We start from the raw sequence: 25,568 nt of genomic DNA, 5'->3' as shown, positions 1-25,568 counted from the left end.
GGACCGTCTAGTAAGACCGCGGCAGACCGAGGGAATGCTGCGAGACGAAGTTGAGGATCATCTCGCGACTGACCGGGGCAACGCGGGCGATACGTGCCGCGCCGAGCATGGCAGCCAGTCCGTACTCCTTCGTCAGACCGGCGCCGCCGTGCGTCTGAATCGCTTGATCGAGTGCCTTGATGCTGGCCTCGGCGGCCGCGTACTTCGCCATGTTCGCGGCCTCGGCAGCACCGAAATCGTCACCGCTGTCGTAGAGCACCGCGGCCTTCTGCATCATCAGCTTGGCGAGTTCGAGCTCGATCTTCACCTGCGCGAGAGGATGCGAAATACCCTGGTGCGCACCGATCGGCGTCTTCCACACCGTTCGCTCGTTGGCGAACTTCACCGCAGCGTTGAGGGCGTAACGGCCCATACCGATCGCCATCGACGCACCCAGAATGCGCTCCGGATTGAGGCCGGCGAACAACTGCATCAGAGCGGCATCAGCTTCACCGACCAGAGCGTCGGCCGGCAGGCGCACGTCGTCGAGGAACAAGATGAACTGGTGGTCTGGTTCGATGATGTCCATCTCCATCTGCGTCTTCACGAATCCGGGAGAATCCGTGGGCACGATGAACAGAGCGGGCTTGAGCTTGCCGGTCTTGGAGTCCTCGGTGCGCGCAACGATGAGGACCGCATCAGCTTGATCGACGCCCGAGATGTAGATCTTGTTGCCGCTCAGGATCCAGTCTTCGCCGTCGCGACGAGCAGTCGTCGTGATCTGGTGAGAGTTGGAACCTGCGTCGGCCTCGGTGATTCCGAACGCCATGATCTTGGAGCCGTCGGCGAGGCTGGGTAGCCACTGCTGCTTCTGCTCCGCACTGCCGTACTTACCGATGATGGTGCCGCAGATGGCCGGCGAGACCACAACCAGGAGCAGACCGGCACCCTGCGCTGCCAGTTCCTCCTGCACCAGCGCGAGTTCGTAGATGCCGGCACCGCCGCCGCCATATTCCTCCGGCAGGTTGACGCCCAGGAATCCGAGTTTGCCCGCCTCGTTCCACAATTCGGTGAGCGGCTCACCCTTGCGCGCCTTGGGCAGCACGTAGTCGACGTAGTTGAAGCGCTCACCCAGTTTGGAAACGGATGCCCGCAGTTCCTTCTGCTCTTCGGTTTCGATGAAACTCATCATGCTTCCTCTTCTGTAGCGGGTTCTTCCACACGTGCGAGTACCGATCCGACCTCGACCTGCTGGCCGACGGCGACCGGAAGTTCTACCAGGACACCGGCAGTCGGCGCGGTGACAGTGTGCTCCATCTTCATGGCCTCGAGCCACAGAATCGGCTGGCCGGCGGTGACGGTGTCACCGAGTGCGGCGCCGAGGCGGATGACCGATCCCGGCATCGGAGCGAGCAACGAACCGGCAGCGACTTCCGCCGACGGATCCACGAAGCGCGGTGCTGCCGTCAACGCGACGGGTCCGAGCGAGGAGTCGACAAAAATCTCACTCGCGTAGGCAGCCACGTCGAACGAACGCCGAACTCCGCTCTGCTCGAGCACTACCCGGGTCGCAGTTGCCGATACCAGGCTCACGTCGTCGAAGCCCTCTGCACTCAGTACGCCGCTTCGACTCAGGGAGTAGCGGACGTCGTAATCGCCCGACGCAGTGGAATAGCTCTTGCTCTGCGGCTGCGACGGCAGGTTGCGCCACCCGCTGGGCAAGCGGCCGATGACGCGGGCCGACGCCCGGTTGTGCGCGGCATCGGCAAGTGCCGCCGCCAGCGCCGAGAGTCTTTCGGCGTCCGTGTCGGCCAGAGGTGTTGACAGCTTCTCGAGGTCGTGAGTCTCGAAGAAGGCAGTGTCGGTATCTCCGGCAATGAAGGCCGGATGGGCCAAGACGTTGACGAGCAGGTCGCGGTTGGTACGCAAGCCGTGAATCCTGGTGCGCGCGAGCGTCGATGCGAGCAGGCGCGCAGCTGCCGTTCGCGTCGGCGCGTAGGAGATGACCTTGGCCAGCATCGGGTCGTAATGGACGCCGACGACACTGCCGTCGATGACGCCCGAATCGAGGCGAACGCCCTGCTCACGCAGGACACTGAATTCTGCCACGTCACCGGGCAACTCGATGTGGTGAACGGTACCGCTCTGCGGCTGCCAGTTCTTCGCGGGATCCTCGGCGTACAGACGCACCTCGATCGAATGCCCGCGGATCTGCGGCAGCTCGCCTGGGAGCGCGTCGCCCGAAGCGACCTGCAATTGCAGCTCCACCAGATCGAGTCCGGTGGTGCATTCGGTGACCGGGTGCTCCACCTGCAGACGGGTATTCATCTCGAGGAAGAAGAAGTCGCCCTTTTCGTCGGCGAGGAACTCGACGGTTCCTGCGCCTTCGTAGCCGATGGCATTGGCGGCGAGTCGAGAGGCATCGAAAAGCTTGTCGCGCATCGCCGGGATGCGTTGCACGAGCGGCGACGGTGCCTCTTCGACGACCTTCTGGTGCCGACGCTGGATCGAGCACTCGCGCTCCCCCACCGCCCACACGCCGCCGTGTCGGTCGGCCATGACCTGAACCTCGATGTGCCGACCGGTCTCGAGGTAGCGCTCGCAGAAGACCGTCGGGTCGCCGAATGCGGACTGCGCCTCACGCCGAGCCGCTTCCAGCTCGCCGTCCAGCGCCGACAATTCACGAACGACACGCATTCCGCGTCCACCGCCGCCGGCCGACGCCTTGATGAGCACCGGCAGATGAGCTTCAGTCACAGCGGCAGGATCGAGTTCGGAAAGCACCGGCACTCCGGCGGCGTCCATGATCTTCTTGGACTCGACCTTCGAACCCATGAGCTCGATGGATTCGACGGGCGGACCGATCCACGTCAGTCCCGCGTCGATGACGCTGCGCGCGAACTCCGCGTTCTCGGAGAGGAATCCGTATCCGGGGTGAATCGCGTCGGCGCCCGAGGCCTTGGCGGCGGCGATGATCAGCTCACCCCGCAGGTATGTCTCGGCAGGTGTGTTACCCGGCAGCCGAACCGAGGCGTCGGCTTCGGCGACGTGCGGGCTGTCGGCATCTGCGTCGGAAAATACCGCTACCGTGCCAATTCCGTTCTTGCGGCAGGTCGCAAAGACACGGCGGGCGATTTCGCCACGATTGGCGACCAGTACTGAAGTGATTGTCACGGCGTGCCTCACATACGGAAGACGCCGAAGTTCTCGGTGCCTTCGATCGGGGCGGTGGCAATGGCCGACAGGCACATTCCCACCACGGTGCGGGTGTCTCGGGGGTCGATGACGCCGTCGTCGTAGAGACGCCCGGACAAGAACATCGGAAGTGACTCGGCCTCGATCTGGTTCTCGATCATCGCGCGCATGCCGGCATCGGCCTGCTCGTCGAAGACCTGGCCACGCGCCTCGGCGGCAGCGCGTCCCACGATGGAGATGACGCCGGCGAGTTGCGCACCGCCCATGACGGCGGACTTGGAACTGGGCCAGGCGAAGAGGAATCGCGGATCGAACGCGCGCCCGCACATGCCGTAGTGACCAGCGCCGTACGACGCTCCGAGCAGGATGGAGATGTGCGGAACCTTGGAGTTGGCAACCGCATTGATCATCATCGATCCGTGCTTGATCATGCCGCCCTCCTCGTATTCCTTGCCCACCATGTAGCCGGTGGTGTTGTGCAGGAACAGCAACGGCGTGTTGGAGCGGTTGGCCAGCTGGATGAACTGTGTGGCCTTCTGGGATTCCTCACTGAAGAGAACTCCACGGGCGTTCGCCAGGATGCCGATCGGGTAGCCGTTCAGCTCCGCCCAGCCGGTCACGAGAGACGACCCGTAGAGCGGCTTGAACTCGTCGAAGTCGGAACCGTCGACGATGCGGGCGATGACCTCACGCGGATCGAAAGGGATCTTCAGGTCGGCGGGAACGATGCCGAGCAACTCTTCCGGATCCTCGAGCGGTTCGATGATCTCGGCGCGAGGCGCCGGCCCCTTCTTGGTCCAGTTGAGTCGCTTGACGATCGAGCGCCCGATGCGGATCGCATCCTGCTCGTCGGCGGCGAAGTAGTCGGCCAGCCCGGACTTGCGGGCGTGCATTTCGGCGCCGCCGAGTGCCTCGTCGTCGGATTCCTCACCGGTGGCCATCTTGACCAGCGGCGGACCCGCGAGAAACACCTTGGAGCGTTCCTTGATCATCACGACGTGGTCGGACATGCCGGGAATGTACGCGCCGCCGGCCGTCGAGTTGCCGAAGACCAGTGCGATGGTGGGGATTCCGGCGGCGGAGAGCTGCGTGAGGTCACGGAACATACGCCCACCCGGGATGAACACCTCCTTCTGCGTCGGCAAATCTGCGCCGCCGGACTCGACCAGGGAGATCACCGGCAGGCGGTTCTGCATGGCGATGTCGTTGGCGCGGAAACCCTTACGAAGCGTCCACGGGTTGCTGGTGCCGCCGCGCACGGTGGGATCGTTGGCGACGATCAGGCATTCGACGCCTTCGACGACGCCGATACCGACCACGGTGCTGGCCCCGACCGGGAAATCGCTTCCCCAGGCGGCGAGGGGGCACACCTCGAGGAACGGTGAATCCTGATCGAGGAGAAGTTCGATCCGTTCACGCGCCAAGAGCTTTCCCCGCTTGTGGTGCCGCTCGGTGTACTTCTCACCGCCGCCCGCCAGCGCCTTGGCGTGCTCGACCTCGATCTCGGCTAGCTTGGTGTTCATGGTCGAGGTTGCGGTCTTGTACACCTCGGAATTGGTGTCCAGCGTGGACCGGATGACACTCATGACTGATACCCCAATCGCTTGGCTGCGAGGCCGGTGAGGATTTCGGTGGTACCGCCACCGATTCCCAGAATTCGCATGTCCCGGTACTGCCTCTCCACTTCACTTTCCTGCATGTACCCGAGGCCACCGAACAGCTGAACCGCTTGGTTGGCAACCCATTCACCGGTTTCGACGGCCGTGTTCTTGGCGAAGCACACCTCGGCGATCAGATCTCCGTCACCGGCCATGTATCGCTCGATCACCGAGTGCGTGTACACCTTGGCCACATCGATCTTGCGGGCCATCTCGGTGACGGTGTTCTGCACTGCCTGGCGGCTGATCAGTGGGCGGCCGAACGTCTCACGGGCACGGCACCATTCGAGCGTCAATTCCAGGCATCGCTCCGCGCTGGCATACGCCTGCGCGGCGAGGGCGACACGCTCGGAGACGAATGCCTGCGCGATCTGCGCGAAGCCGCTGTTCTCTGCCCCGACCAGATTCTCCACCGGAACCCGGGCGTCGACAAAGGACAGCTCCGCGGTATCGGACGCGCGCCACCCCATCTTCTCGAGCTTGCGTGACACCGTGAATCCCGGTGTGCCCTTCTCGATCACGAGAAGAGAGACGCCACCGGCCCCGGAGCCGCCGGTGCGCACTGCGGTGACGACGAAGTCGGCGCGAACCCCGGAGGTGATGAACGTCTTGGCGCCGTTGACGACGTAATGGTCGCCGTCGCGCTTGGCCGTGGTTGTCAGGTGTCCGACGTCGCTGCCGCCGCCGGGTTCGGTGATGGCGAGCGAGCCGATCTTGTCTCCGCGCAGAGTCGGCTTGACCCACTTGTCGATCTGGGCCTCGTCGCCGGCGGCAATCAGGTGCGGTACGGCGATACCGCAGGTGAACAGTGAGGCGAACAATCCGCCAGACGCACCAGCCTGGTGCATCTCCTCACAGATCACGATGGAGTCGACGGCGTCGCCGCCTTCACCGCCCGCAGATTCGGGAGCACTGGCCCCGAGGAGACCCAGAGCGCCTGCCTTGCGGTGCAATTCGCGCGGGATCTCACCGTCACGCTCCCACTGCGTCAGATGCGGCAAAATCTCCTGGTTCACGAATCCGCGTACGGTCTCGCGAAGCGCAAGCCTTTCCGGTGTGGTCCACACGGTCACCGTGAGTCCTCTTTCTCGTCAGATGTGGGGAGTAGCGAAATCGGGATGTCGACGTGGCGCGAGCGCAACCATTCGCCAATTCCCTTGGCTTGCGGATCGAACCGCGCCTGCGAGGCCACACCCTGACCGAGGATTCCCTCGATCACGAAGTTGACAGCACGAAGGTGCGGAAGCTGGTAGCGAGTGACTGTCAACTCTGCCGCTTCAGGCAGTAGTTCCTTGAGCTTCTCGACGGTGAGGGTGTGCGCCAACCACTTCCACTGATCGTCCGTGCGAACCCAGACGCCGACGTTGGCGTTTCCACCCTTGTCGCCGCTTCGAGCGCCGGCGATCGTGCCGAGTGGTGCCGAAAGCGACGACTGTGGCGGCAAGGGCTCCGGACGCTCAGGTTCATCGACAGGTTCGAGGTCCTGCGTCAGCGTCGACGGAGCGATGTCCACCCGAGTGCCGTCGGGAAGCACGGCGATGTGAGGCACCGATCCCGCGTCGACGTAGCCGGGGGTGAACACTCCGTACGGTTGGCCGTTGCTCGGGGGCGCGGTAAGCGAGAAGCCTGGGTAGCTGGCAAGTGCCATTTCCACCGCAACCGCGGAGAATGGCCTCCCGATCACCGTGGGATCGGAATCGCGAACCACGCAGCGCAGCAACGCACTCGCAGTTTCTTCGGTATCGGAATCCGGATGATCCGTGCGAGCGAGGGTCCAGACCAATTCGGCCGGCTTCTTCGTCAGCCAGGATTCGAGTTGCCCCTTTGCCAGATCCGCTTTGGCCTCGATGTCGAGACCGGTGAGGATGAACGTGGCCTCGTTGCGGAACCCGGCCAGTGTGTTCAGCGAGACCTTGTACTGCGGCGGCGGAGCCTCGCCCGTGACGCCGCTGATCAGCACCCGATCCGGACCTTCCTGGGTGAGCACTGCGTTGTCGATGCGGGTGGTCACGTCCGGGCCTGCATAGCGTCCGCCGGTGATCTCGTACAGCAGCTGCGCCGTCACGGTGCCGACGCTCACCTCGCCGTCCGTTCCGACATGCTTGGTGATGACGGACGAGCCGTCCGCGGCGATCTCGGCGATCGGGAAGCCAGGGCGGCCCAGATTGGGAATCTCGGTGAAGAACGCGTAGTTGCCGCCGGTGGCCTGGGTGCCGCACTCGATGACGTGACCCGCCGCGACAGCACCGGCCAGCTGATCGAAATCATCTCGCTTCCAACCGAAGTGATGAGCGGCCGGACCGACGATCACCGACGCATCGGTGACACGTCCGGTGACCACGACATCGGCGTCGGCCGACAATGCTTCGACGATGCCCCAGGCGCCGAGGTACGCGTTGGCCGTCAGCGGGGAGCCGAGTCCGAGTTCGTCGGCGCGGGAGACCAGATCGTCACCCTCGACGTGAGCGATCTTCGCGTTCAAACCCAGCTTGGCGTTGACCTCGCGCAGCGCGTCGGCCAGTCCGGCCGGGTTGAGGCCGCCGGCGTTCGCGACGATCTTCACGCCCTTGTCGAGCGCGAGGCCGAGGGTGTCCTCCACCTGCCGCAGGAACGTCTTCGCATAGCCGAGCGACGGGTCCTTCATCCGGTCGCGGCCGAGGATCAACATCGTCAGTTCGGCAAGGTAGTCGCCGGTCAGGTAGTCGAGTTCGCCGCCCTCGAGCATCTCGCGCATCGCCGAGACGCGGTCGCCGTAGAAACCGGAACAGTTGCCGATCCGCACCGAACTCATTTGTCCACCTTCGATTCTCGTCCCTCACCGCTGGATCCGACGGCAGCTCGTCCCTCACCGCTGGGCCCCGCAAATGCCTGCGCGAACCCGAGCCACTCGTCCGCGTCGCCGCCGTCGGCGACCAGATCGAGATCGGCGCGGTTGGCGCGCTGAGTGACCAGCAAGCAGAAATCCAACGCCGGCCCCGTCACCTTCTGCGTCGCATCTTCCGGCCCCCAGGTCCAGATCGAGCCGTCGGGCGCCGTCAACTCAACCCGGAAATCCTCGGCGGGTGGCGTCTTCTCGTTGACCGAGTACGCGAAGTTCCGCGTGCGGACACCCAGGTGAGCGATGTTCTTGATGCGCGACGTCGGAACTCGTTCGGCGCCAAGAGCGTCGGCGACGTCCTGTCCGTGTGCCCACGTCTCCATCAACCGCGCAGTTGCCATGGAGACACCGCCCATGGGCGGGCCGTACCAGGGGAACTTGGTGCCGGCCGGGGCAGCGGTGAGCGCCTCGACGAGAGCAGTGCGCCCCGCCCGCCAATCGGCGAGCAACTCTGCGGGCGGCCGGGCGGCCTGCTCGGCAGCGCCGTCGTCGACGAACCCCGCCGGATTCACGAACGCCGCCTTCAACTGCTCCGCGAACCCGTCCGGGTCGGTGATCGCCAGGATTGCTGCACTGTCCGTCCAGTGCAGGTGCCCGATCTGATGGGCGATGGTCCACCCTTCCGCGGGCGTCAATGTCGCCCACTTCTCCTCGGGCAGATCTGCAACCAGGGCGTCGAGGCTCTCGCCTTCGGCCCGCAAGTCATCGATGAACGTCTGAAGTTCGGCCATGCGACCAGCATCACACTCGAGGTTATAAAAATCAAGCATGAATGATTGTTATTGCGAAATCCTGTGGTGAGAGACTGAGCGGAACCGATCACCGACCCTGCACCATCGATCAAACAGGAGCACCCATGAGCGACGCCGTACTCATCTCACGAACCGGCGACGTGGTCACCTGGACCCTCAATCGCCCGGACACCCGCAACGCGATCTCCGAGATCGACATGATCGAGGCCCTCGAAGACGCGGTCACCGCAGTAAACCGAGATCAGAGTGTGCGCGCGGTGATCCTCACCGGAGCCGGGTCGGCCTTCTCCTCCGGCGGCAACGTCAAACACATGCGAGACAAGGAAGGCATGTTCGGTGGCGCTCCCGGCGAGATCCGCCAGGGCTACCGGCACGGGATCCAGCGCATTCCCCTCGCTCTGTACACGTGTGAGGTCCCGACCATCGCAGCCGTCAACGGCCCCGCTATCGGAGCGGGCTGCGACCTCTCGCTCATGTGCGACCTCCGCATCGCGTCGACGGCGGCGGTCTTCGCCGAGAGCTTCGTCAAGGTGGGACTCATCCCCGGCGACGGCGGAGCCTGGCTGCTCCCCCGCGCGATCGGCAACGCCCGCGCCGCCGAGATGGCGTTCACCGGCGAACCGATCGACGCCGCCAAGGCACTCGACTGGGGGCTGATCTCGCAGGTCACCGATCCCGAAGAATTGCTCTCCGCCGCGCACGCCTTGGCAGCGCGAGTAGCAGCCAATCCCCCGCAGGTACTCCGCATGACCAAGAAACTGCTCCGTGAAGGCCAGCACCAAAGCCTCGAGAGCCTGCTCGAACTCTCCGCCGCCATGCAGTCGATCGCGCATCACACTCGCGATCACCACGAAGCCGTCGCCGCGATGCTCGAACGTCGTAGACCTGAGTTCACCGGAGAATGAAGGCCGGCAGTCAGCTACTGCCGGTCGGTGCAGTCCTCACCTCGATACTTTCGCTCCAATTCGGAGCGGCATTCGCGACGACGCTGTTCTCACAGATCGGGCCGGCCGGAGCGACGACGCTGCGACTGACTATCGCCGCGATCATCCTCGGCGTCATCGTCCGCCCGAGATGGAGCAGGTGGTCGAACCGGCAGCGCAAAGGCATCCTCGCGTTGGGTATCGCGCTGGCCGTCATGAACGGTGCCTTTTACCTCGCCCTCGACACGGTGCCCATCGGCACCGCTGTCACCATCGAGTTTCTCGGACCGTTGACGCTGGCCGCAGTGCTGTCTCGTCGATGGGCCGACGGAGCGTGGGTGCTGCTCGCCTTCGGCGGAGTGCTGCTGCTCGGGTTGGGAGATCACGGCGAATCCGGATTGGACCCGGTCGGGGTGATGTTCGCGTTGATCGCCGCTGCTGCGTGGGCCGGCTACATCGTGGCCGGTTCCCATCTCGCTGCGACCCTCCCGAGCGCCGACGGTTTGGCCGGCGCAAGCATCGTCGCGGCCGTATTGACCCTACCGTTCGGCCTCGTCTCCGGCGGAAGCGAACTGCTGGATCCGAAGATGCTCGCCGCCGGCGCGGCCGTCGCCATCCTCTCGTCCGTCATTCCGTACAGCCTGGAGATGTGGGCCCTACGCTCGCTGGCCAAGAAGGTCTTTGCCGTCCTCATCGCCCTCGAACCCGCTGCGGCTGCACTGGCCGGAGTTCTCGTGATCGGGCAATCGCTCGACGCCTTCACACTCGTCGCCGTCGGACTGGTGGTGACCGCGGGTGTCGGGACTGTTGTCATGAATCGAAAGTCCACGCCGAAATAGTCCAGGTACCGTCAGAGCACGTCATTCCAACGCACAGGAGAACCATGACCAACCCGATCATCGCCACCGTTCTCGGTAACACCCCGCAGATCGACGAAAGTGCGTTCATCGCACCCAACGCCACCGTTGTCGGCGCGGTGACCATCGCTGCGGGCGCCAGCATCTGGTACGGCGCAGTCCTGCGCGGCGACGCCGAATCGATCTCCATCGGTGCTGACACCAACATTCAGGACAACTGCACGGTTCACGCCGACCCGACGTTCCCCGCGGTACTGGGCGAACGAATCTCGGTCGGCCACAACGCGGTGCTGCACGGGTGCACCGTCGAAGACGACGTGCTCGTCGGCATGGGCGCCGTGGTGCTCAACGGCGCGCACATCGGTTCGGGATCGCTGATCGCGGCCGGTGCCGTCGTGTCTCAGGGAATGCAGATCCCGCCCGGATCGCTGGTCGCCGGTGTGCCCGCCAAGGTCAAACGTGAACTCTCCGAAGGCGAAAAGGCCGGTATCACCGCGAACGGCGCCGGCTACCTGATGCTCGCGAAGGCCCACCAGGACATCGAGCAGGCCTGATCGAGACGACGCTCGCGGCCGGTAGCAGCAAGAGCAACGACTAGCCTCGGGGCCGCAACGTACTGTTCGGCAACTCGGGTGCCGGGAGCGCCGGACCGTCGTATCCCGGCACGACGCCGAAACGCTGGTCCGGGACGCTGCCGTCGAATCCGGAGCCAAGCTCGGCCTGCCACTTGCGTCGATACTCGACGATCTCTTCGTGGGTGCGGCCCATGAAGTTCCACCACATGATGACCTGCTCTCCCAACGGTTTACCGCCGAGAAGTAGCAGTCGAGCCGGTTCGGATCCCGGATTACGCAATGTCAGTTTGCCGAAACCCGTTGCTTGATAACCCAACTCGGCCCAGCCGACGGTGGTTCCGCGTAGCACTACCGATCCTTGATCGACGATTACGCCGTGCTCATGTGAACGATCGACGTCGAGGGCGATCTCGGCGCCAGGATCCAAAATCACCTCTGCGCCCAACAATTCGGTGAACGTCGACACCGGAGATGTGTCACCGGCGAGCGAACCGAGGAACACACTGAGCGTGGCGCCGCCGGTGGTCACCGGCTCGGGCCGGTAGTGAACGAATGCGGGTGCGGTATCGCGTGCCGCATCCGGAAGCGCCACCCACAACTGCATCCCGTGCAGAACCTTGGTGTTCGGCGTTGACACCTCGGAGTGCGCGATCCCACTCCCGGCCGTCATCAAATTCAGTTCACCCGGTCGCACCATCGCATGGGAACCGATGCTGTCACGGTGCTCGATCTCTCCGGTGAACAGCCAACTGACCGTTTGCAATCCAGTGTGCGGATGCGGCGGCACATGCATGCCCGGACCAGAGCCGACGTCATCCGGACCGTAGTGATCGGCAAAACACCACGCTCCGATCAACGAACGCTCGCGTTGTGGGAGGGTGCGTCGTACTCGCATTGCCCGCGGGCCGCCGAGCGGCACGTCGCGCGGGGTGAGAATCTGAATCTCGCTCTCGACCGGATGGCCTTCGCATTCCTGCTCGACGGGTTGCGCTTCGAGGTTGCTCATATCGTCCATCCTGCCTCTAGTCATGCCTGCGCGAGACGCAGACGCGTGCACAATTCGGCCAACAGTCGAAGTTCGTCCGCGTCCAACGCCGGTCCGACATGGCGGCGAATACTTGCCGCATGACGGCGACCCACTGATTTCTGCAGCGCTGCACCCGCTTCGGTGAGTTGCACGATCGTGCCGCGGCGGTCGAGTGGATCCACGCTTCGGGACACCAAGCCTTCGCCCTCCAGCCGCTCCACCAGGCGACTGAGCGACGGTTGACTCAACAGAATCTCCCGATTCAGGTCATGCAGGCGCAGACAGTTCCGCGGCGCGAGACTGAGCGTGAACAGCACGTCGTACTCGCGCATTGACACCTGATTCCAGACGTCGTCGGCAGAGAGCCGCCGCATCACCGACACCTGGGCGCGAAACAAGGCTTCCCAGGCGTCGGTGGCGAGCTCGGTGGTGCTGACCGGAGCCTCTGGCTGTTGTGCGTCAGGCAGTGACACTGCTTGCCTCACGAGCCGCCTTCATCGACGCGTGAGTAGGCGGGTTGTCCGGCACATGGGCGGGGCGTCGGGCCGCGAACTCACGGCGCAGAACCGGAACAACTTCCTCACCGAGCAGATCGAGCTGCTCGAGCACTGTCTTGAGCGGCAGTCCTGCGTGATCCATCAAGAACAGCTGGCGCTGATAGTCACCGAAGAAATCGGCAAAAGCCAAGGTCTTCTCGATGACCTGTTCGGGGGAACCGACCGTCAGCGGGGTCTGCTCGGTGAACTCCTCGAGGGAAGGTCCATGGCCGTACACCGGGGCATTGTCGAAATACGGACGGAACTCCTTGACCGCGTCCTGACTGTTCTTGCGCATGAAGACCTGACCGCCGAGGCCGACGATCGCCTGATCCGCGGACCCGTGGCCGTAGTGCTCGTAACGCTGGCGATAGAGATTGATCAGCTCGATGTAGTGCTCTTTCGGCCAGAAGATGTTGTTCGCGAAGAATCCGTCACCGTGATACGCCGCGATCTCCGCGATCTCGGGGCTGCGGATCGACCCGTGCCACACGAACGGAGCGATGCCGTCCAGCGGGCGCGGAGTGGACGTGAATCCCTGCAGCGGTGTGCGGTACTCCCCTTGCCAGTTCACGACCTCCTCGTCCCACAGCCTGCGAAGAAGTTGATAGTTCTCGAGCGCCAACGGGATTCCGGCGCGAATGTCCTTGCCGAACCACGGGTACACAGGCGCGGTGTTTCCGCGACCCATCATCAGATCGACGCGCCCCTCGGCGAGGTGTTGAAGCATCGCGTAGTCCTCGGCGATCTTCACCGGGTCGTTGGTGGTGATCAGCGTCGTGGACGTGGAGAGCGTGATCTTCTCGGTCTGGGCCGCGATGTATCCGAGCATCGTGGTCGGAGATGACGGCACGAACGGCTTGTTGTGATGCTCGCCGGTCGCGAAGACGTCGAGACCGACTTCCTCGGCGTGCTTGGCGATGGTCGTCATGGCCTTGATGCGCTCGTGCTCTGTCGGGGTCTTACCCGTCGTGGGATCAGTGGTGACGTCACCGACCGTGAAGATTCCGAACTGCATGGTTGCTCCTCCGCGAACTAGATCCATTCGTTTGCATGTAACTGATCAAACATTCAACCATCCAGCTGTATTCCACGGCAAAAAGGTGAGGGCGGCACACAAGATGTGTGCCGCCCTCACCTGGACGAACGATCTACCGAAAAGCGGTCAGTGCATAACGATCGGCGTTGCCGTCTCGCCCTCGGCCACCGGCCTGGTGGTCTTGCTCCGCGGCAGGAAGAACGCCGGGATGAGGGTCAGGACGATCAGCACAGTGGCAACGAGGAAGGTGTTACCGAAGGCATCCGACGCCGCACTGAGAATCGAATTCGCAGCAGACTCCTGCGGACTTCCCGGTTCGGTCGGAATGTGCGAGGCCGCACCGACCATCGTCGTGTCGAGGCCACGATCGAGAAGCTGGTTGGTCAAGACCACCGACATCACGGCGGTACCGATCGAACCTGCGGTCTGCTGAACGATGTTCATCAGGGTGGAGCCGCGAGCAATCTGCTCGTTGGAGAGCGTCACGATAGCTGCGGTCATCAGCGGCATCATGGTGCAACCCATACCGAGGCCCATGACGAACAAGGCACCCATCAGCAGCCACGTCGGGGAATCCGAGGCAACCTGTGTGAACACACCCAAGCCGATCAGAATCAACGGCAAACCGGTCAGGACGATCTTGCCCGGGCCGATCTTGTCGACCAGTCGACCAGCGATGGGCATGGTGACCATAGCGCCGAGACCCTGCGGAGCCATCAACAATCCGGCAGCGAGCGTGGTGTGACCGCCGACCTGAATGAAGTAGCTCGGGAACAGCAACCCGGCGCCCATGAACGCGACGATGAACAGCGACGTCGTGATGACGGCGGTGGTCAACTGACGGTTCTTGAACAGGTGCAGGTCGATCAGCGGGTGATCCTTGTTGAGCGCGTGGAACACGAAGGCGATGATCAGTGCCAGACCGATACCGGCCGACACCAGAACCCGAGCGGACGCGACGGTTCCGACCTCAGGGATGGACGACACACCGAACAGGAACAGCGCCAGGCCGGGTGACAGCAGGATCATGCCGAGGAAGTCGAAGGACTCCGAAGGCTTCGCCTTGTCGGACGGCAGAATGATGAACGCAGCAGCCAGAGCGATGATGCCGATCGGCAAGTTGATCAGGAAGATCCAGTGCCAGCTCGCGGCCTCGATCAGCCAACCACCGAGAATCGGGCCGCCGATAGGACCGAGCAGCATCGGGATACCGAGAACTGCCATGACACGACCGACACGGTCCGGACCGGCGGCCCGGGTCATGATCGTCATACCGAGCGGCATCAACATGCCGCCGCCGAGGCCCTGGAGCACACGGAAGCCGATGAGCGAGGTGATGTCCCACGCCATCGCACAGGCGACCGAACCGAGCACGAAGAGCACCAGGGCCGTCATGTAGAGGCGCTTGGTGCCGAAACGGTCGGCAGCCCAACCGGTAACCGGAATGACCGTCGCCAAAGCGAGGGTGTAGGCCGTCATCGTCCACGCGACGGTGGCGTACGAAGTTTCGAAGTCCTCGGCAAAGGTGGTGAGCGCGACGCTCACCACGGTTACGTCGAGAATCGACATGATGGCGCCGAGCACCACCACGGAAGCGATCTTGAGGACCGCCCCGTCAAGTTTGTCGGACGCCGGTGCCGGCGCGTTCGGCGATGTCATCGCGAAGTCTCCTGGTTAAGTGCTCGCAGATAGTCACCCGCGAGAATGGGCTTGAGAGCCTCGAACAAACGAATCCGCTCTGGCTCAGGAACACGCGACGCGAATTCGCGAAGCTGGCCGCGCTTGCACTCGATGTGGTTGGTCGTCACCTTACGACCGGCCTCCGACAAGGAAACCCGCTTGACGCGCCGGTCCCGCTCGTCTTCACGGCGATCGACCAGGCCCATGTTCACGAGCTGGTCGATGTTTCGTCCCGTAGCTGCCACCGAGAGCCGAAGCTCCTCGGCAACCTCGTTGATCGGGATCGCCGCATCACGTTGCGCAAGTACGAACAGCACACGCACCTGAGAGAACGAGAGATCCAGCTCGATCAACGCATCGATCGACTCCGAATCACCGGCGCTCATCAGGCGAGTGAACAACTCGTCGAGTGCTCCAAACAGGTCATCAGAATCGGAAGCGATCACCTGGCAAATGGTAGTGCGGTTGCAACTATTGCCCAAATGAAAACATGTTGCAACTTATTATTTGGTGAGCACCATCACGTTGCCGACATCATTCCTGCAGCAAAATGGCCTTTCCGAGAACTTTGCCGCTTTCGAGATCAGCGAGGGCAACCGCAGCGTCCGCGAGCGGATACCGTGCCTTGACCAGGGGTCGCAGGCCGTTTCGGACGTGCTCGACCAACGATGCGTGCACCTCGGCTACCGCTTCGGGATTGGTGCGTGTGAATTCGCCCCACGCCGCCCCGACAATGCTGATGTTCCGGAACAGCACGCGGTTCACCTTCACCTCGGGGATACCGCCGCCGGCAAATCCGATCACCACAAGCCGTCCTTCGGGTGCCAGAACACGAACCGCGTCGTCGAACGCGTCGCCGCCCACCGGATCCACCACGATCTGAGCGCCGACGCCGTCGGTCAGTTCCCGAATCCGCTCTCCCCATCCCGGGGCAAGGGCGACAACCTCGTCGGCACCGAGCTCACGAAGAAAGTCCTCGACGCCCTCGCGTCGTACTACCGCGATCACCCGGGCGCCGTGCGCCTTCGCCAATTGAATGCTTGCCGTTCCCACGCCACCCGCAGCGCCGAGTACAACCACCGTCTCCCCCGCGACGATCTTTGCGCGACGAGCGAGCGCGAACTCCATCGTCTGATAGTTGATGATCAGCGAAGCCGCCTCGTCGAATGCGAGTCCGTCCGGAATTCGAAGTACCTGCGCCGGGTTGACTGCGATCCGCTCCGCATAGCCGCCCAGATATGCGGCCGCCAGAACACGATCACCCGGAGCGAAGCCCGAACCCTCGGGCGCGGAGACCACGACGCCCGATATCTCCGCTCCGGGAATGAACGGCGGTTCCGGCCGGATCTGATACTTGCCGTAGGTGATCAGTAGGTCAGGAAAGCAGACGCCACTGGCCTTCACGTCGATGAGGACCAGACCTTCGGCTGCGGGCTCGGGAACCTCCTGCGCGACAATTCCTTCGGGACCGGTCAGTTCCGTAACCACCATTGCGCGCACAGAAAGCTCCTCTTCGGGACATCTGAAATTCGGGACATCTGAAATCTGGACCGGTAACCCGGTTTTTCTCGACCTTAACCCGGTACTCACGTCAGATCATCGTTCACTCCCGATGTGCAGTCGTTCGAGTCCGTCGAGAATCAGATCGAGACCGAAAGCGAATTCGGCAGCGTAGCTGTATCCCGGCGCCAGCACGTGCTCGGTGGTCAACTCGGCCAGGTGCGGATACTGACCGCTCTCGAACGATCCCATGATCGCGTTCGCCAGTTCCGTCGTCTCCTGCGCAGTTTCGAACGGCAAGCTCACCTCTTGCAGCACGAAGCCGTAGATGTACGCATCCATGATCGAAAAGGCATGCGCAGCAAGGGAAACCGGAAAGTCGGCGGAGCGTAGCGTCCCGATCACTGCGTCGTGGTGACGCAACGTCGCGGGACCAGGGGTCGTTCGAGACTCCATCAACGGAGTTGCCCACGGGTGCCTCCCCAATACTGCACGAGTGGAAACCGCTCGCGCGTGAAGTTCCGTTCGCCATGGGCGTCCCGGCGTCGGCAGGTCGATCTCGGCAAAAACCGCGTCGACCATTCCGTCGAGCAGGTCACCCTTGTCCGACACGTGGTTGTACAGAGACATCGCCTCGACGCCCAGTTGCGTCCCCAGTTTGCGCATCGTCATCGAGTCGATCCCCACGGAATCGGCCAGTGCGACGGCACCGCCTACGACGTCGTCCCGGGTCAATCTCGCGCGCTTCTCCACATTGACAGAACTTACACCGTAAGTGTCATACTTACGGTGTAAGTAATCGACGAACGGAGACTCGCATGGCACAGGAACTGATGACCGCCGTCGTGCAGGATCGCTACGGCGAAGCCGGCGTTCTCTACCTCGATCGCATTCCGCGCCCCACCGTCGCCGACAACGAAGTGCTGATACGCGTGGAGGCTGCGTCTGTCGACAGAGGGGCCTGGCACCTCATGGCCGGGTTGCCATATCCGTTGCGCCTCGCGGGATTTGGACTGCGCGCACCCAAGAACCGGGTACGCGGACTGGACGTCTGCGGTCGCGTCGAAGCCGTCGGCAGTTCGGTTACCCGCGTGACAGTCGGCCAGGAGGTGTACGGGATCGCAGTCGGTTCTTTTGCGGAATATGCGTGCGCGCTCGAATCGAAGATTGCCGCAAAACCTGCCCGGTTGTCGTTCGCGCAAGCGGCAGCGGTACCGGTCTCCGCCCTGACGGCACTGCAAGCGGTGCGCGATCACGGTCACGTGGAGGCGGAGCAATCCGTCCTCGTCCTCGGTGCATCCGGTGGTGTCGGAATCTATGCGGTCCAAGTGGCCAAAGCCCTCGGGGCGCACGTCACCGGCGTATGCAGCGCATCGAAAATCGATACCGTCCGCGCTCTCGGAGCCGACGAGGTTCTCGACTATCGAAGCGAGGACGTCACCGACGGGTCGCATCGGTACGACGTCATAATCGACACCGGCGGCAACCGCCGATTGCGAGACCTACGACGAGCACTCACACGCACCGGAACTCTCGTCATCGTCGGCGGCGAGAACGGTGGACGGTGGCTCGGCGGAATCGATCGCCAAATCCGCGCACTGTGTTTGTCTCCGTTCGTATCTCAGAAGCTCGGGTCTTTGATGGCTTCGGAGAACGCCGACGATCTGGAGGTCCTGACGCAGATGATCGACGCAGGCCTCGTCACCCCGGTGATCGACTCCGTTCATTCCCTTGCCGACACCGCCGTCGCCGTGGCACGTATGGTCGACGGCTCCGGCTGCGGAAAGCAGATAATCGCCACTCGCTGAAAAGCCTGACAGAATCGGCTCACTCCAGCGAACAGGAATCTCACGTGAACCCAGATCTCACGCTCGCGCAGCAGCCAGACCGAGGACCGATCTTCGTCAAGTCCCGCCCGGTACGCACCGGCGACATCGACGTCGCCAAACAGGTCAGGCTCGACGCCGTCGCCCGCTACCTGCAGGACATCGGCAACGACAACATCGAGGCCGCCGGGGCCATCGACACACACCCGCTCTGGATAGTGCGTCGCACCGTCGTCGACGTCGTCCGGCCGGCAATCTGGCCGGAAGAGTTGACCATGACTCGCTGGTGCTCCGGCTTCTCCACGAGATGGGCGAACATGCGCGTGCGCTTCGACGGCAGCAACGGCGCGCTGATGGAAACCGAAGGCTTCTGGATCAACATCAGCGCCGAGTCGGGCATGCCCACCCGGATGAGTGACGACTTCATGCGGCCGTTGGAAGAATCCACCGACGAGCATCGCCTGAAGTGGAAGCGTGTCCTCGCCGAGAACGCACCGGAGGTGGACGACGCCGGTGTTCTCGACGCGCCGTTCGCTCTGCGCGCCACCGACATCGACCCGTTCGACCACGTCAACAACGCCGTCTATTGGCAAGCGGTCGAAGAGGTCCTCAGCGCTCGCACAGAATTGCGTACCGTTCCGCATCGAGCGCTGATCGAGTACCTCTCCCCCATCGTCTCCAGCGACGACGTCGTCCTGCGCAGTCGCGTCGACGACAAGACCGTCACGGTCTGGTTCCTGGTCGGCGAAGCGCTCCGCGCAGTTGCGCAGGTGAGCGCCCTCTAACGCAGTTTCTGGGTCGCGACAGCCGCGACACCGAACACCAACGCAAGAAGAATCGCGGCCCAGAAACCGAAGAGCCACCAAACCACGCCGAACACGACCACTGCCGGGGCAACGGTGATGAACGCGATGGTGGGGCTTTCGCGTACCACCTCGAGTGCGGTTCGGGCATTAGTTCGATCGAGCTTCTTACCGGCCATCGAAAACCTCCTTCAAGGTCCTGACCATCCAGAGTAACCGGACTGACGGGCATAAAGCGGATACCGTGAACGCATGGCCGACCACCGCACCCTCGTCCTCATGCGACACGGCAAGTCCAGCTACCCAGAGGGCATCCGAGATCACGAGCGTCCACTCGCCGAACGGGGCCTGCGCGAGGCCCGCATCGGCGGCGAATGGATCCGCGAGAACGTCCCGCCCGTCGACGCCGTTCTGTGCTCCACCTCCCGGCGGACCGTCGAAACCCTTGCCTCGACGGGTATCGAGGCGCCCGCCGGATTCGAGAAGTCCATCTACGGCGGCTCACCCGCCGACGTGATCGCAGCTGCGCGCACCACGTCGGACCACGTCAAAACACTCCTGATCGTCGGACACGAACCCGGGATCCCGTGGACTGCCCTCGATCTGGCGTCGAACGAAAACTCCGAAGCGGCCCAACGTATCCGGGACAAGTTCCCGACTTCGGCGATCGCGGTCCTCTCGGTACCGGTGCCGTGGACCGAACTCGACGACTCCGTCGCGACGCTGCTCGAGTTTCACGTACCCCGCTAGATCGACCACACCACTAGATCACCTCACGCAGCAGTCGGTCCGAAAGTGCAAGCGCGTCACGGTCGTACGTCGACGTGGACGCGAGCAATTCGTCGGCACCGGTCCGCTCGGCCAGATCGTGAAGCTGCTGCTTCACCTCGACCGGCGTCCCGTGCAGCGCCGACGCCGTGAACGACTCGACGCGCCTGGCGTTTCGATCACTGCGCGGGGCGCGCCTGATCTCGTCCGGCGACGCGAGCGGCGGAAACTCCCCCGTCCGTGACGATTCTGCGAGCGCGTACGCCTCCGGGATCAGCAACTCACGGGCCGCCTCGGTGGTATCGGCAACCGCCACCTCGAGGGAAACCACCACATAGGGTTCGGGGTGCGTGTCGGTGGGCTGGAAAGCTCGGCGGTACTCATCCAACGCATCCACCCGATCGGTGCTACCGATTCCCAGTATCGGCCCACCCACGACCACCGGAAGCCCCAGCTGCGCTGCCACTTTCAGACCTGCGCGCGTCGCCAGCACGAAGATCGGCACCCCGGTCTGCGACGCCGGCCGTGCCGTCACTGCGGCGGAGCCGTCCAGGTAGCGCCTCACCTCGTCCAGGTCCGACACAAACGTGTCCGGAGCATCCTTGCTGCGGCGTAGTGCCTGACGAACAGGCTCCGTGAATCCCAGCGATCGGCCGAGACCGAGATCGATTCGCCCGGGATACAGCGATTCCAACATCAGGAACTGCTCGGCGACGATCAGCGGTTGGTGATTCGGCAGCATTACCCCACCGCTTCCGAGCCTGATATCTCGCGTATGTGCGCCGATCGCGGCGAGCAGTACTGCCGGCGAACCGCTCCCGATCCCCGGCACCGCGTGATGCTCGGCGACCCAGAACCGGTGGTAGCCGAGAGCGTCGGCGTCGGTGGCGCGTTCGAGCGAATGCGTCAGAGCTGCGGAGTCGGGGTATCCGCTCCTGGTTCGGGATCGGTCGAGCAGTGAGAGAAGCACTCTCGGAGCAACAAGGAATTCGGAAAGTTTCATCCGGACGCCGAACGAGGACCGTTTCTGACCGCAATACCCGCAACACTGGACCTGTCGCCGGAATACACCATCACATGAAGGGCACGTCATGGACATCAAGCTCGAACTGGTCGCCATTCCCGTCACCGACATCGACCGCGCCAAGGACTTCTACGTCCGCCTCGGCTTCAATGCCGACCACGATCACACGGTCAGCGAGGACCTGCGGTTCGTCCAGTTGACCCCACCCGGCTCTGCCTGCTCGATCTGCATCGGCAAGGGAATCACCGACGCCGACCCCGGTTCCGTCGTCGGCATGCAGGTGGTGGTCAAGGACATCGAAGAGGCTGAGCGCGAGTTCAAGAGCCGCGGCATCGACATCAGCCCGATCGACGACCAGGCTTGGGGCAGATTCATCTACTTCGCCGACCCCGACGGCAACAAGTGGGCCGTCCAGGAGATCGTCATCCCAGATCTCAGCGGTAGTAACTCCTGAAAACCGCACCTCCGAAACGAAGAAATCCCCCGCCTGATTCAGGCGGGGGATTTCTCACGACCTAGCGCTTAGCGGTAGTCGTCACATGCGACTACCCGACTAGCGGTAGTCGTTGCTGAAGCCGTAGTCGTCCAGCGGAACTGCAGCACCGGTGTTCTGGCCGAAGCCGTCCGGGCTGTAGTACTGGTCGTCGTACGACGGCACTGCGTAAGCAGCGGCGCGTGCCTCTTCGGTGGGCTGAACCTGGATGTTGCGGTAACGGTTGATACCGGTACCGGCAGGGATCAGCTTGCCGATGATGACATTTTCCTTCAGACCGATCAGCTTGTCCGAGCGGCAGTTGATAGCCGCATCGGTCAAGACACGAGTGGTCTCCTGGAACGATGCCGCGGACAGCCACGAATCCGTCGCGAGCGACGCCTTCGTGATACCCATGAGCACCGGACGGCCGGCTGCGGGCTCGCCACCCTCGGCGACAACGCGGCGGTTTGCCGACTCGAACTCGGCGCGCTCGGTGAGCGAACCGGGCAGGAACTCGGTGGCACCGGAATCGATGATCGTCACGCGACGAAGCATCTGGCGCACGATGACCTCGATGTGCTTGTCGTGGATCGACACACCCTGGCTCCGGTACACCTCCTGGACCTCGTTGACCAAGTGGATCTGAACCTGACGCGGACCCATGACTCGCAGGACCTCGTGGGGATCGGCAGCACCTTCCATGAGCTGCTGTCCGACCTCGACGTGGTCACCGTCAGCCAAGAGGCTTTCGCGACCGTCAGCATGCTTGAAGACGCGCAGACGCTGACGCTTGCTGAGCTTGTCGTAGACAACCTCTTCGCCGCCATCGTCCGGAACGATGGTGATCTTGTAGAAACGATCGCCGTCTTCGAGCTGTACCCGACCGGTGACGTCCGCGATAGGAGCCTTGCCCTTGGGCACACGTGCCTCGAACAGCTCCTGGACACGCGGCAGACCGCCGGTGATGTCATCTCCTGCGACACCACCCTGGTGGAAGGTACGCATGGTCAGCTGGGTACCGGGCTCACCGATCGACTGAGCGGCGACAATACCGACAGCCTCACCGATGTCGACCAGCTTGCCGGTGGCCATCGAGCGGCCGTAGCAAGTGGCACAAACGCCGGTGCCGGTGGTGCAGGTCAGGACCGAGCGGACCTTGACCGTCGTGATGCCGGCCTCGAGCAGAGCATCGATGGCGGGGTCACCGAGATCGTGGCCACGCTCGACGATGACGGTGCCGTTCGCGTCGACTGCATCGGCCGCCAAGGTACGGGCGTACGTGCTGGTCTCCACGTGAGCATCGCGGATCATCGTGCCGTCGGCCTGCTTCTCGGCGATCGTGGTGACGATGCCGCGCTCTGTTCCACAGTCGACCTCGCGGACGATGACGTCCTGCGAAACGTCCACCAGACGACGGGTCAGGTAACCCGAGTCGGCGGTGCGGAGTGCGGTATCGGCCAGACCCTTACGAGCACCGTGCGTGTTGATGAAGTACTCGAGAACGGTCAGGCCTTCCTTGAAGGAAGACTTGATCGGACGCGGGATGAACTCACCCTTCGGGTTTGTCACCAGACCCTTCATACCGGCGAGCGAGCGAACCTGAGTCATGTTGCCGGCTGCGCCGGACTTCACGATCATCGGGATCGGGTTGCTGTCGGGGAAGTGAGCCTCCATGGCCTTGCCGACCTTGTCGGTCGCTTCCTGCCAAATGGTGACCAGAGCGCTGTTGCGCTCCTTCTTGTCCAAAGCACCACGCTGGTACTGCTTCTCGATCTTGTCGGCCTGAGCCTCGAAGTCCTCGATGATGGCAGGCTTCTCCGGCGGCACGAGCACGTCGGAAATCGAGACCGTGACACCCGAACGGGTGGCCCAGTAGAACCCGACGTCCTTGAGCTTGTCGACGGTCTGTGCAACCACGATCATCGGGTACCGCTCGGCGAGATCGTTGATGATCGTCGCCTGGCGCTTCTTCGGCATCTGCTCGTTGACGAACGGGTAGTCCGCCGGAAGCAGCTCGTTGAAGAGCACACGGCCGAGTGTCGTGGTGGCGGTCCAACCGTCACCGTAGTTCCAGCCCTCGGGGAACAGTTCGTTCTCGAGGTCGCGCGGCGGACGCTGTTGCGTCAGACGCACCTTGATCTGAGCCTGCACCGAGAGAGCACCGCGGTCGACCGCCATCTGAGCCTCGGCGGGCGAGGAGTACACGCCCTGCTCTGCCTCGTCGTTGGTCGGAGCAATGAGCTCACCGGTGACACCCTCGTCGAGACGGGTGAGGTGGAACAGACCCGTGACCATGTCCAGACGCGGCATGGCGAGCGGGCGACCCGAAGCAGGCGAGAGGATGTTGTTCGAGGACAGCATCAGGATGCGTGCCTCGGCCTGAGCCTCTGCCGACAGCGGGAGGTGAACAGCCATCTGGTCACCGTCGAAGTCGGCGTTGAAGGCCTCACACACCAGCGGGTGGAGCTGAATGGCCTTGCCCTCGACGAGCTGCGGCTCGAATGCCTGGATACCCAGACGGTGCAGCGTAGGTGCACGGTTGAGCAGCACGGGGTGCTCGGCGATGACCTCTTCGAGGACGTCCCACACCTGGACGCGCTTGCGCTCGACCATGCGCTTTGCCGACTTGATGTTCTGCGCGTGGTTCAGATCGACCAGACGCTTCATCACGAACGGCTTGAACAGCTCGAGAGCCATCAGCTTGGGCAGACCACACTGGTGCAGCTTGAGCTGAGGACCGACGACGATCACGGAACGACCCGAGTAGTCGACGCGCTTACCGAGCAGGTTCTGACGGAAACGACCCTGCTTGCCCTTGAGCAGATCGCTCAGGGACTTCAGCGGGCGGTTACCCGGTCCGGTGACCGGACGTCCACGACGACCGTTGTCGAACAGGGCGTCGACCGACTCCTGCAGCATCCGCTTCTCGTTGTTGACGATGATCTCGGGAGCACCGAGGTCGATCAGTCGCTTGAGGCGGTTGTTGCGGTTGATGACGCGGCGGTACAGGTCGTTGAGGTCGGACGTCGCGAAACGTCCACCGTCGAGCTGAACCATCGGGCGAAGCTCCGGCGGAATCACCGGAACAGCGTTGAGGACCATGCCCATCGGCGAGTTGCCGTTGGTCTGGAAAGCCGCAACCACCTTGAGGCGCTTGAGAGCACGCAGCTTCTTCTGGCCCTTGCCGCTGCGGATGGTCTCGCGAAGAGACTCTGCCTCGGCGTCGAGGTCGAAGTTCTGCATCAGGATCTGGATGGACTCTGCGCCCATCGCACCCGTGAAGTACTCGCCGTAACGGTCGACCAGCTCGCGGTACAGCAGCTCGTCGATGATGAGCTGCTTGACGCTCAGCTTGGTGAAGGTGGTCCAGATCTCGTCGAGACGATCCAGCTCACGCTGCGCGCGGTCACGGAGCTGACGCATTTCGCGCTCGCCGCCGTCCTTGACCTTGCGGCGGACATCGGACTTCGCGCCCTCTGCCTCGAGCTCCGCGATGTCGGCTTCGAGCTTCTGCGCACGTGCCTCGAGATCGGCGTCGCGCTGATCTGCGACGGTCTTCTTCTCGACCTGCATCTCGGCTTCGAGGGTGGACAGCTCGTTGTGACGGAGCTCCTCGTCGACGCCGACGATGACGTAGGCAGCGAAGTAGATGATCTTTTCCAGATCCTTCGGAGCCAGGTCGAGCAGGTAACCGAGACGGCTCGGAACACCCTTGAAGTACCAGATGTGCGTGACCGGTGCGGCCAGTTCGATGTGACCCATGCGCTCACGACGAACCTTGGCGCGAGTGACCTCGACGCCACAGCGCTCACAGATGATGCCCTTGAAGCGGACACGCTTGTACTTACCGCAGTAGCACTCCCAGTCCCGAGTGGGGCCGAAGATCTTCTCGCAGAAGAGGCCGTCCTTCTCGGGCTTGAGCGTGCGGTAGTTGATGGTCTCCGGCTTCTTGACCTCGCCGTAGGACCAATTGCGGATGTCCTCTGCACTGGCCAAGCCAATGCGGAGTTCATCGAAGAAGTTGACGTCGAGCACGTAACTTCCTTTCCCCGTTGGGGTTACGGTTGCCGGTC

23 protein-coding genes are annotated in these 25,568 nt (G+C 63.3%); 7 read left to right on the top strand and 16 right to left on the bottom strand.

Annotated elements, in window-relative coordinates:
• Nucleotides 1-7: 7 nt before the first annotated feature.
• Genes ACWF6P_RS12520 through ACWF6P_RS12495 form a run of 6 tightly spaced genes read right to left on the bottom strand, consistent with a single transcriptional unit; the run spans nt 8 to nt 8,441 of the window.
• Nucleotides 8-1,168, bottom strand: coding sequence for an acyl-CoA dehydrogenase family protein (locus ACWF6P_RS12520; protein WP_452621190.1), 1,161 nt, complete (start codon nt 1,166-1,168; stop codon nt 8-10).
• Nucleotides 1,168-3,153, bottom strand: coding sequence for an acetyl/propionyl/methylcrotonyl-CoA carboxylase subunit alpha (locus ACWF6P_RS12515; RefSeq protein ID WP_452621189.1), 1,986 nt, complete (start codon nt 3,151-3,153; stop codon nt 1,168-1,170). The genes ACWF6P_RS12520 and ACWF6P_RS12515 overlap by 1 nt, the downstream gene beginning before the upstream one ends.
• 8 nt (nt 3,154-3,161) lie before the next feature.
• Nucleotides 3,162-4,760 (bottom strand): acyl-CoA carboxylase subunit beta, encoded by a 1,599-nt coding sequence (locus ACWF6P_RS12510; protein ID WP_378447205.1) that lies wholly within the window; start codon nt 4,758-4,760, stop codon nt 3,162-3,164.
• On the bottom strand, nt 4,757-5,905 hold the full coding sequence (locus ACWF6P_RS12505) for an acyl-CoA dehydrogenase family protein (protein ID WP_452621188.1): 1,149 nt from the start codon (nt 5,903-5,905) through the stop codon (nt 4,757-4,759). Before ACWF6P_RS12505 ends, ACWF6P_RS12510 begins: the two co-directional genes overlap by 4 nt.
• Entirely contained in the window at nt 5,902-7,623 is a 1,722-nt protein-coding gene (locus ACWF6P_RS12500) for an acyclic terpene utilization AtuA family protein (RefSeq protein ID WP_452621187.1), read from the bottom strand. The genes ACWF6P_RS12505 and ACWF6P_RS12500 overlap by 4 nt, the downstream gene beginning before the upstream one ends.
• Nucleotides 7,620-8,441: a TIGR03084 family metal-binding protein gene (locus ACWF6P_RS12495; RefSeq protein WP_378537675.1), complete on the bottom strand. Its 822-nt coding sequence runs from the start codon at nt 8,439-8,441 to the stop codon at nt 7,620-7,622. The genes ACWF6P_RS12500 and ACWF6P_RS12495 overlap by 4 nt, the downstream gene beginning before the upstream one ends.
• Before the next feature lie 125 nt (nt 8,442-8,566).
• Between ACWF6P_RS12495 and ACWF6P_RS12490 the strand changes: the two genes are divergently transcribed.
• From ACWF6P_RS12490 to ACWF6P_RS12480, 3 genes are read left to right on the top strand one after another with little or no spacing between them, the layout of a single operon-like run.
• Complete coding sequence (locus ACWF6P_RS12490; protein WP_452621186.1) at nt 8,567-9,367, top strand: crotonase/enoyl-CoA hydratase family protein; 801 nt, start codon at nt 8,567-8,569, stop codon at nt 9,365-9,367.
• Entirely contained in the window at nt 9,364-10,224 is an 861-nt protein-coding gene (locus ACWF6P_RS12485; protein WP_452621185.1) for an EamA family transporter, read from the top strand. Before ACWF6P_RS12490 ends, ACWF6P_RS12485 begins: the two co-directional genes overlap by 4 nt.
• Nucleotides 10,225-10,268: 44 nt before the next feature.
• Nucleotides 10,269-10,796, top strand: a complete 528-nt coding sequence (locus ACWF6P_RS12480; RefSeq protein ID WP_378638372.1) for a gamma carbonic anhydrase family protein — start codon at nt 10,269-10,271, stop codon at nt 10,794-10,796.
• 40 nt (nt 10,797-10,836) lie between these two features.
• On the opposite strand, the gene ACWF6P_RS12475 is transcribed toward ACWF6P_RS12480, so the two are convergent.
• From ACWF6P_RS12475 to ACWF6P_RS12445, 7 genes are all read right to left on the bottom strand, one after another.
• Complete coding sequence (locus tag ACWF6P_RS12475) at nt 10,837-11,823, bottom strand: pirin family protein (protein ID WP_452621184.1); 987 nt, start codon at nt 11,821-11,823, stop codon at nt 10,837-10,839.
• 20 nt (nt 11,824-11,843) lie between these two features.
• A complete protein-coding gene (locus ACWF6P_RS12470) occupies nt 11,844-12,317 on the bottom strand; it encodes a MarR family winged helix-turn-helix transcriptional regulator (protein ID WP_452621246.1) in 474 nt (157 codons plus the stop codon).
• Nucleotides 12,304-13,398, bottom strand: coding sequence for an LLM class flavin-dependent oxidoreductase (locus ACWF6P_RS12465; protein WP_452621183.1), 1,095 nt, complete (start codon nt 13,396-13,398; stop codon nt 12,304-12,306). The genes ACWF6P_RS12470 and ACWF6P_RS12465 overlap by 14 nt, the downstream gene beginning before the upstream one ends.
• Nucleotides 13,399-13,545: 147 nt before the next feature.
• The gene (locus ACWF6P_RS12460; protein WP_003942006.1) at nt 13,546-15,078 is read right to left on the bottom strand and encodes a DHA2 family efflux MFS transporter permease subunit; all 1,533 of its coding nucleotides are present in this window, start codon (nt 15,076-15,078) and stop codon (nt 13,546-13,548) included.
• Nucleotides 15,075-15,545 (bottom strand): MarR family winged helix-turn-helix transcriptional regulator, encoded by a 471-nt coding sequence (locus tag ACWF6P_RS12455; RefSeq protein ID WP_317552414.1) that lies wholly within the window; start codon nt 15,543-15,545, stop codon nt 15,075-15,077. Before ACWF6P_RS12455 ends, ACWF6P_RS12460 begins: the two co-directional genes overlap by 4 nt.
• A gap of 88 nt (nt 15,546-15,633) precedes the next feature.
• A complete protein-coding gene (locus ACWF6P_RS12450) occupies nt 15,634-16,599 on the bottom strand; it encodes an NADPH:quinone oxidoreductase family protein (protein ID WP_378548677.1) in 966 nt (321 codons plus the stop codon).
• Nucleotides 16,600-16,695: 96 nt separating this feature from the next.
• Nucleotides 16,696-17,352 carry a TetR/AcrR family transcriptional regulator C-terminal domain-containing protein gene (locus ACWF6P_RS12445; protein ID WP_452621182.1) on the bottom strand — a complete coding sequence of 219 codons (657 nt, stop codon included), beginning with the start codon at nt 17,350-17,352 and terminating at the stop codon, nt 16,696-16,698.
• 65 nt (nt 17,353-17,417) lie between these two features.
• Here ACWF6P_RS12445 and ACWF6P_RS12440 point away from each other — a divergent pair, with 65 nt between their 5' ends.
• Both ACWF6P_RS12440 and ACWF6P_RS12435 read left to right on the top strand, forming a co-directional pair.
• Nucleotides 17,418-18,407, top strand: a complete 990-nt coding sequence (locus ACWF6P_RS12440) for an NAD(P)-dependent alcohol dehydrogenase (RefSeq protein ID WP_452621181.1) — start codon at nt 17,418-17,420, stop codon at nt 18,405-18,407.
• Between the two features lie 44 nt (nt 18,408-18,451).
• Nucleotides 18,452-19,210 (top strand): acyl-[acyl-carrier-protein] thioesterase, encoded by a 759-nt coding sequence (locus tag ACWF6P_RS12435; RefSeq protein WP_452621180.1) that lies wholly within the window; start codon nt 18,452-18,454, stop codon nt 19,208-19,210.
• On the opposite strand, the gene ACWF6P_RS12430 is transcribed toward ACWF6P_RS12435, so the two are convergent.
• Entirely contained in the window at nt 19,207-19,407 is a 201-nt protein-coding gene (locus ACWF6P_RS12430) for a hypothetical protein (protein ID WP_003941897.1), read from the bottom strand. The two genes, ACWF6P_RS12435 and ACWF6P_RS12430, sit on opposite strands and share 4 nt — an antisense overlap.
• A gap of 73 nt (nt 19,408-19,480) precedes the next feature.
• Between ACWF6P_RS12430 and ACWF6P_RS12425 the strand changes: the two genes are divergently transcribed.
• Nucleotides 19,481-19,978 carry a SixA phosphatase family protein gene (locus tag ACWF6P_RS12425; protein ID WP_007728426.1) on the top strand — a complete coding sequence of 166 codons (498 nt, stop codon included), beginning with the start codon at nt 19,481-19,483 and terminating at the stop codon, nt 19,976-19,978.
• A gap of 13 nt (nt 19,979-19,991) precedes the next feature.
• On the opposite strand, the gene ACWF6P_RS12420 is transcribed toward ACWF6P_RS12425, so the two are convergent.
• A complete protein-coding gene (locus ACWF6P_RS12420; protein WP_452621179.1) occupies nt 19,992-20,999 on the bottom strand; it encodes an LLM class flavin-dependent oxidoreductase in 1,008 nt (335 codons plus the stop codon).
• Nucleotides 21,000-21,087: 88 nt separating this feature from the next.
• Between ACWF6P_RS12420 and ACWF6P_RS12415 the strand changes: the two genes are divergently transcribed.
• Nucleotides 21,088-21,474 carry a glyoxalase superfamily protein gene (locus ACWF6P_RS12415; RefSeq protein WP_378548663.1) on the top strand — a complete coding sequence of 129 codons (387 nt, stop codon included), beginning with the start codon at nt 21,088-21,090 and terminating at the stop codon, nt 21,472-21,474.
• 99 nt (nt 21,475-21,573) lie between these two features.
• On the opposite strand, the gene ACWF6P_RS12410 is transcribed toward ACWF6P_RS12415, so the two are convergent.
• A complete protein-coding gene (locus tag ACWF6P_RS12410; protein ID WP_378447188.1) occupies nt 21,574-25,530 on the bottom strand; it encodes a DNA-directed RNA polymerase subunit beta' in 3,957 nt (1,318 codons plus the stop codon).
• Nucleotides 25,531-25,568 lie beyond the last annotated feature (38 nt).

The sequence above is a fragment of the Rhodococcus sp. NPDC055024 genome, assembly GCF_053608585.1.
This window is presented reverse-complemented; position numbering and strand designations above follow the sequence as displayed.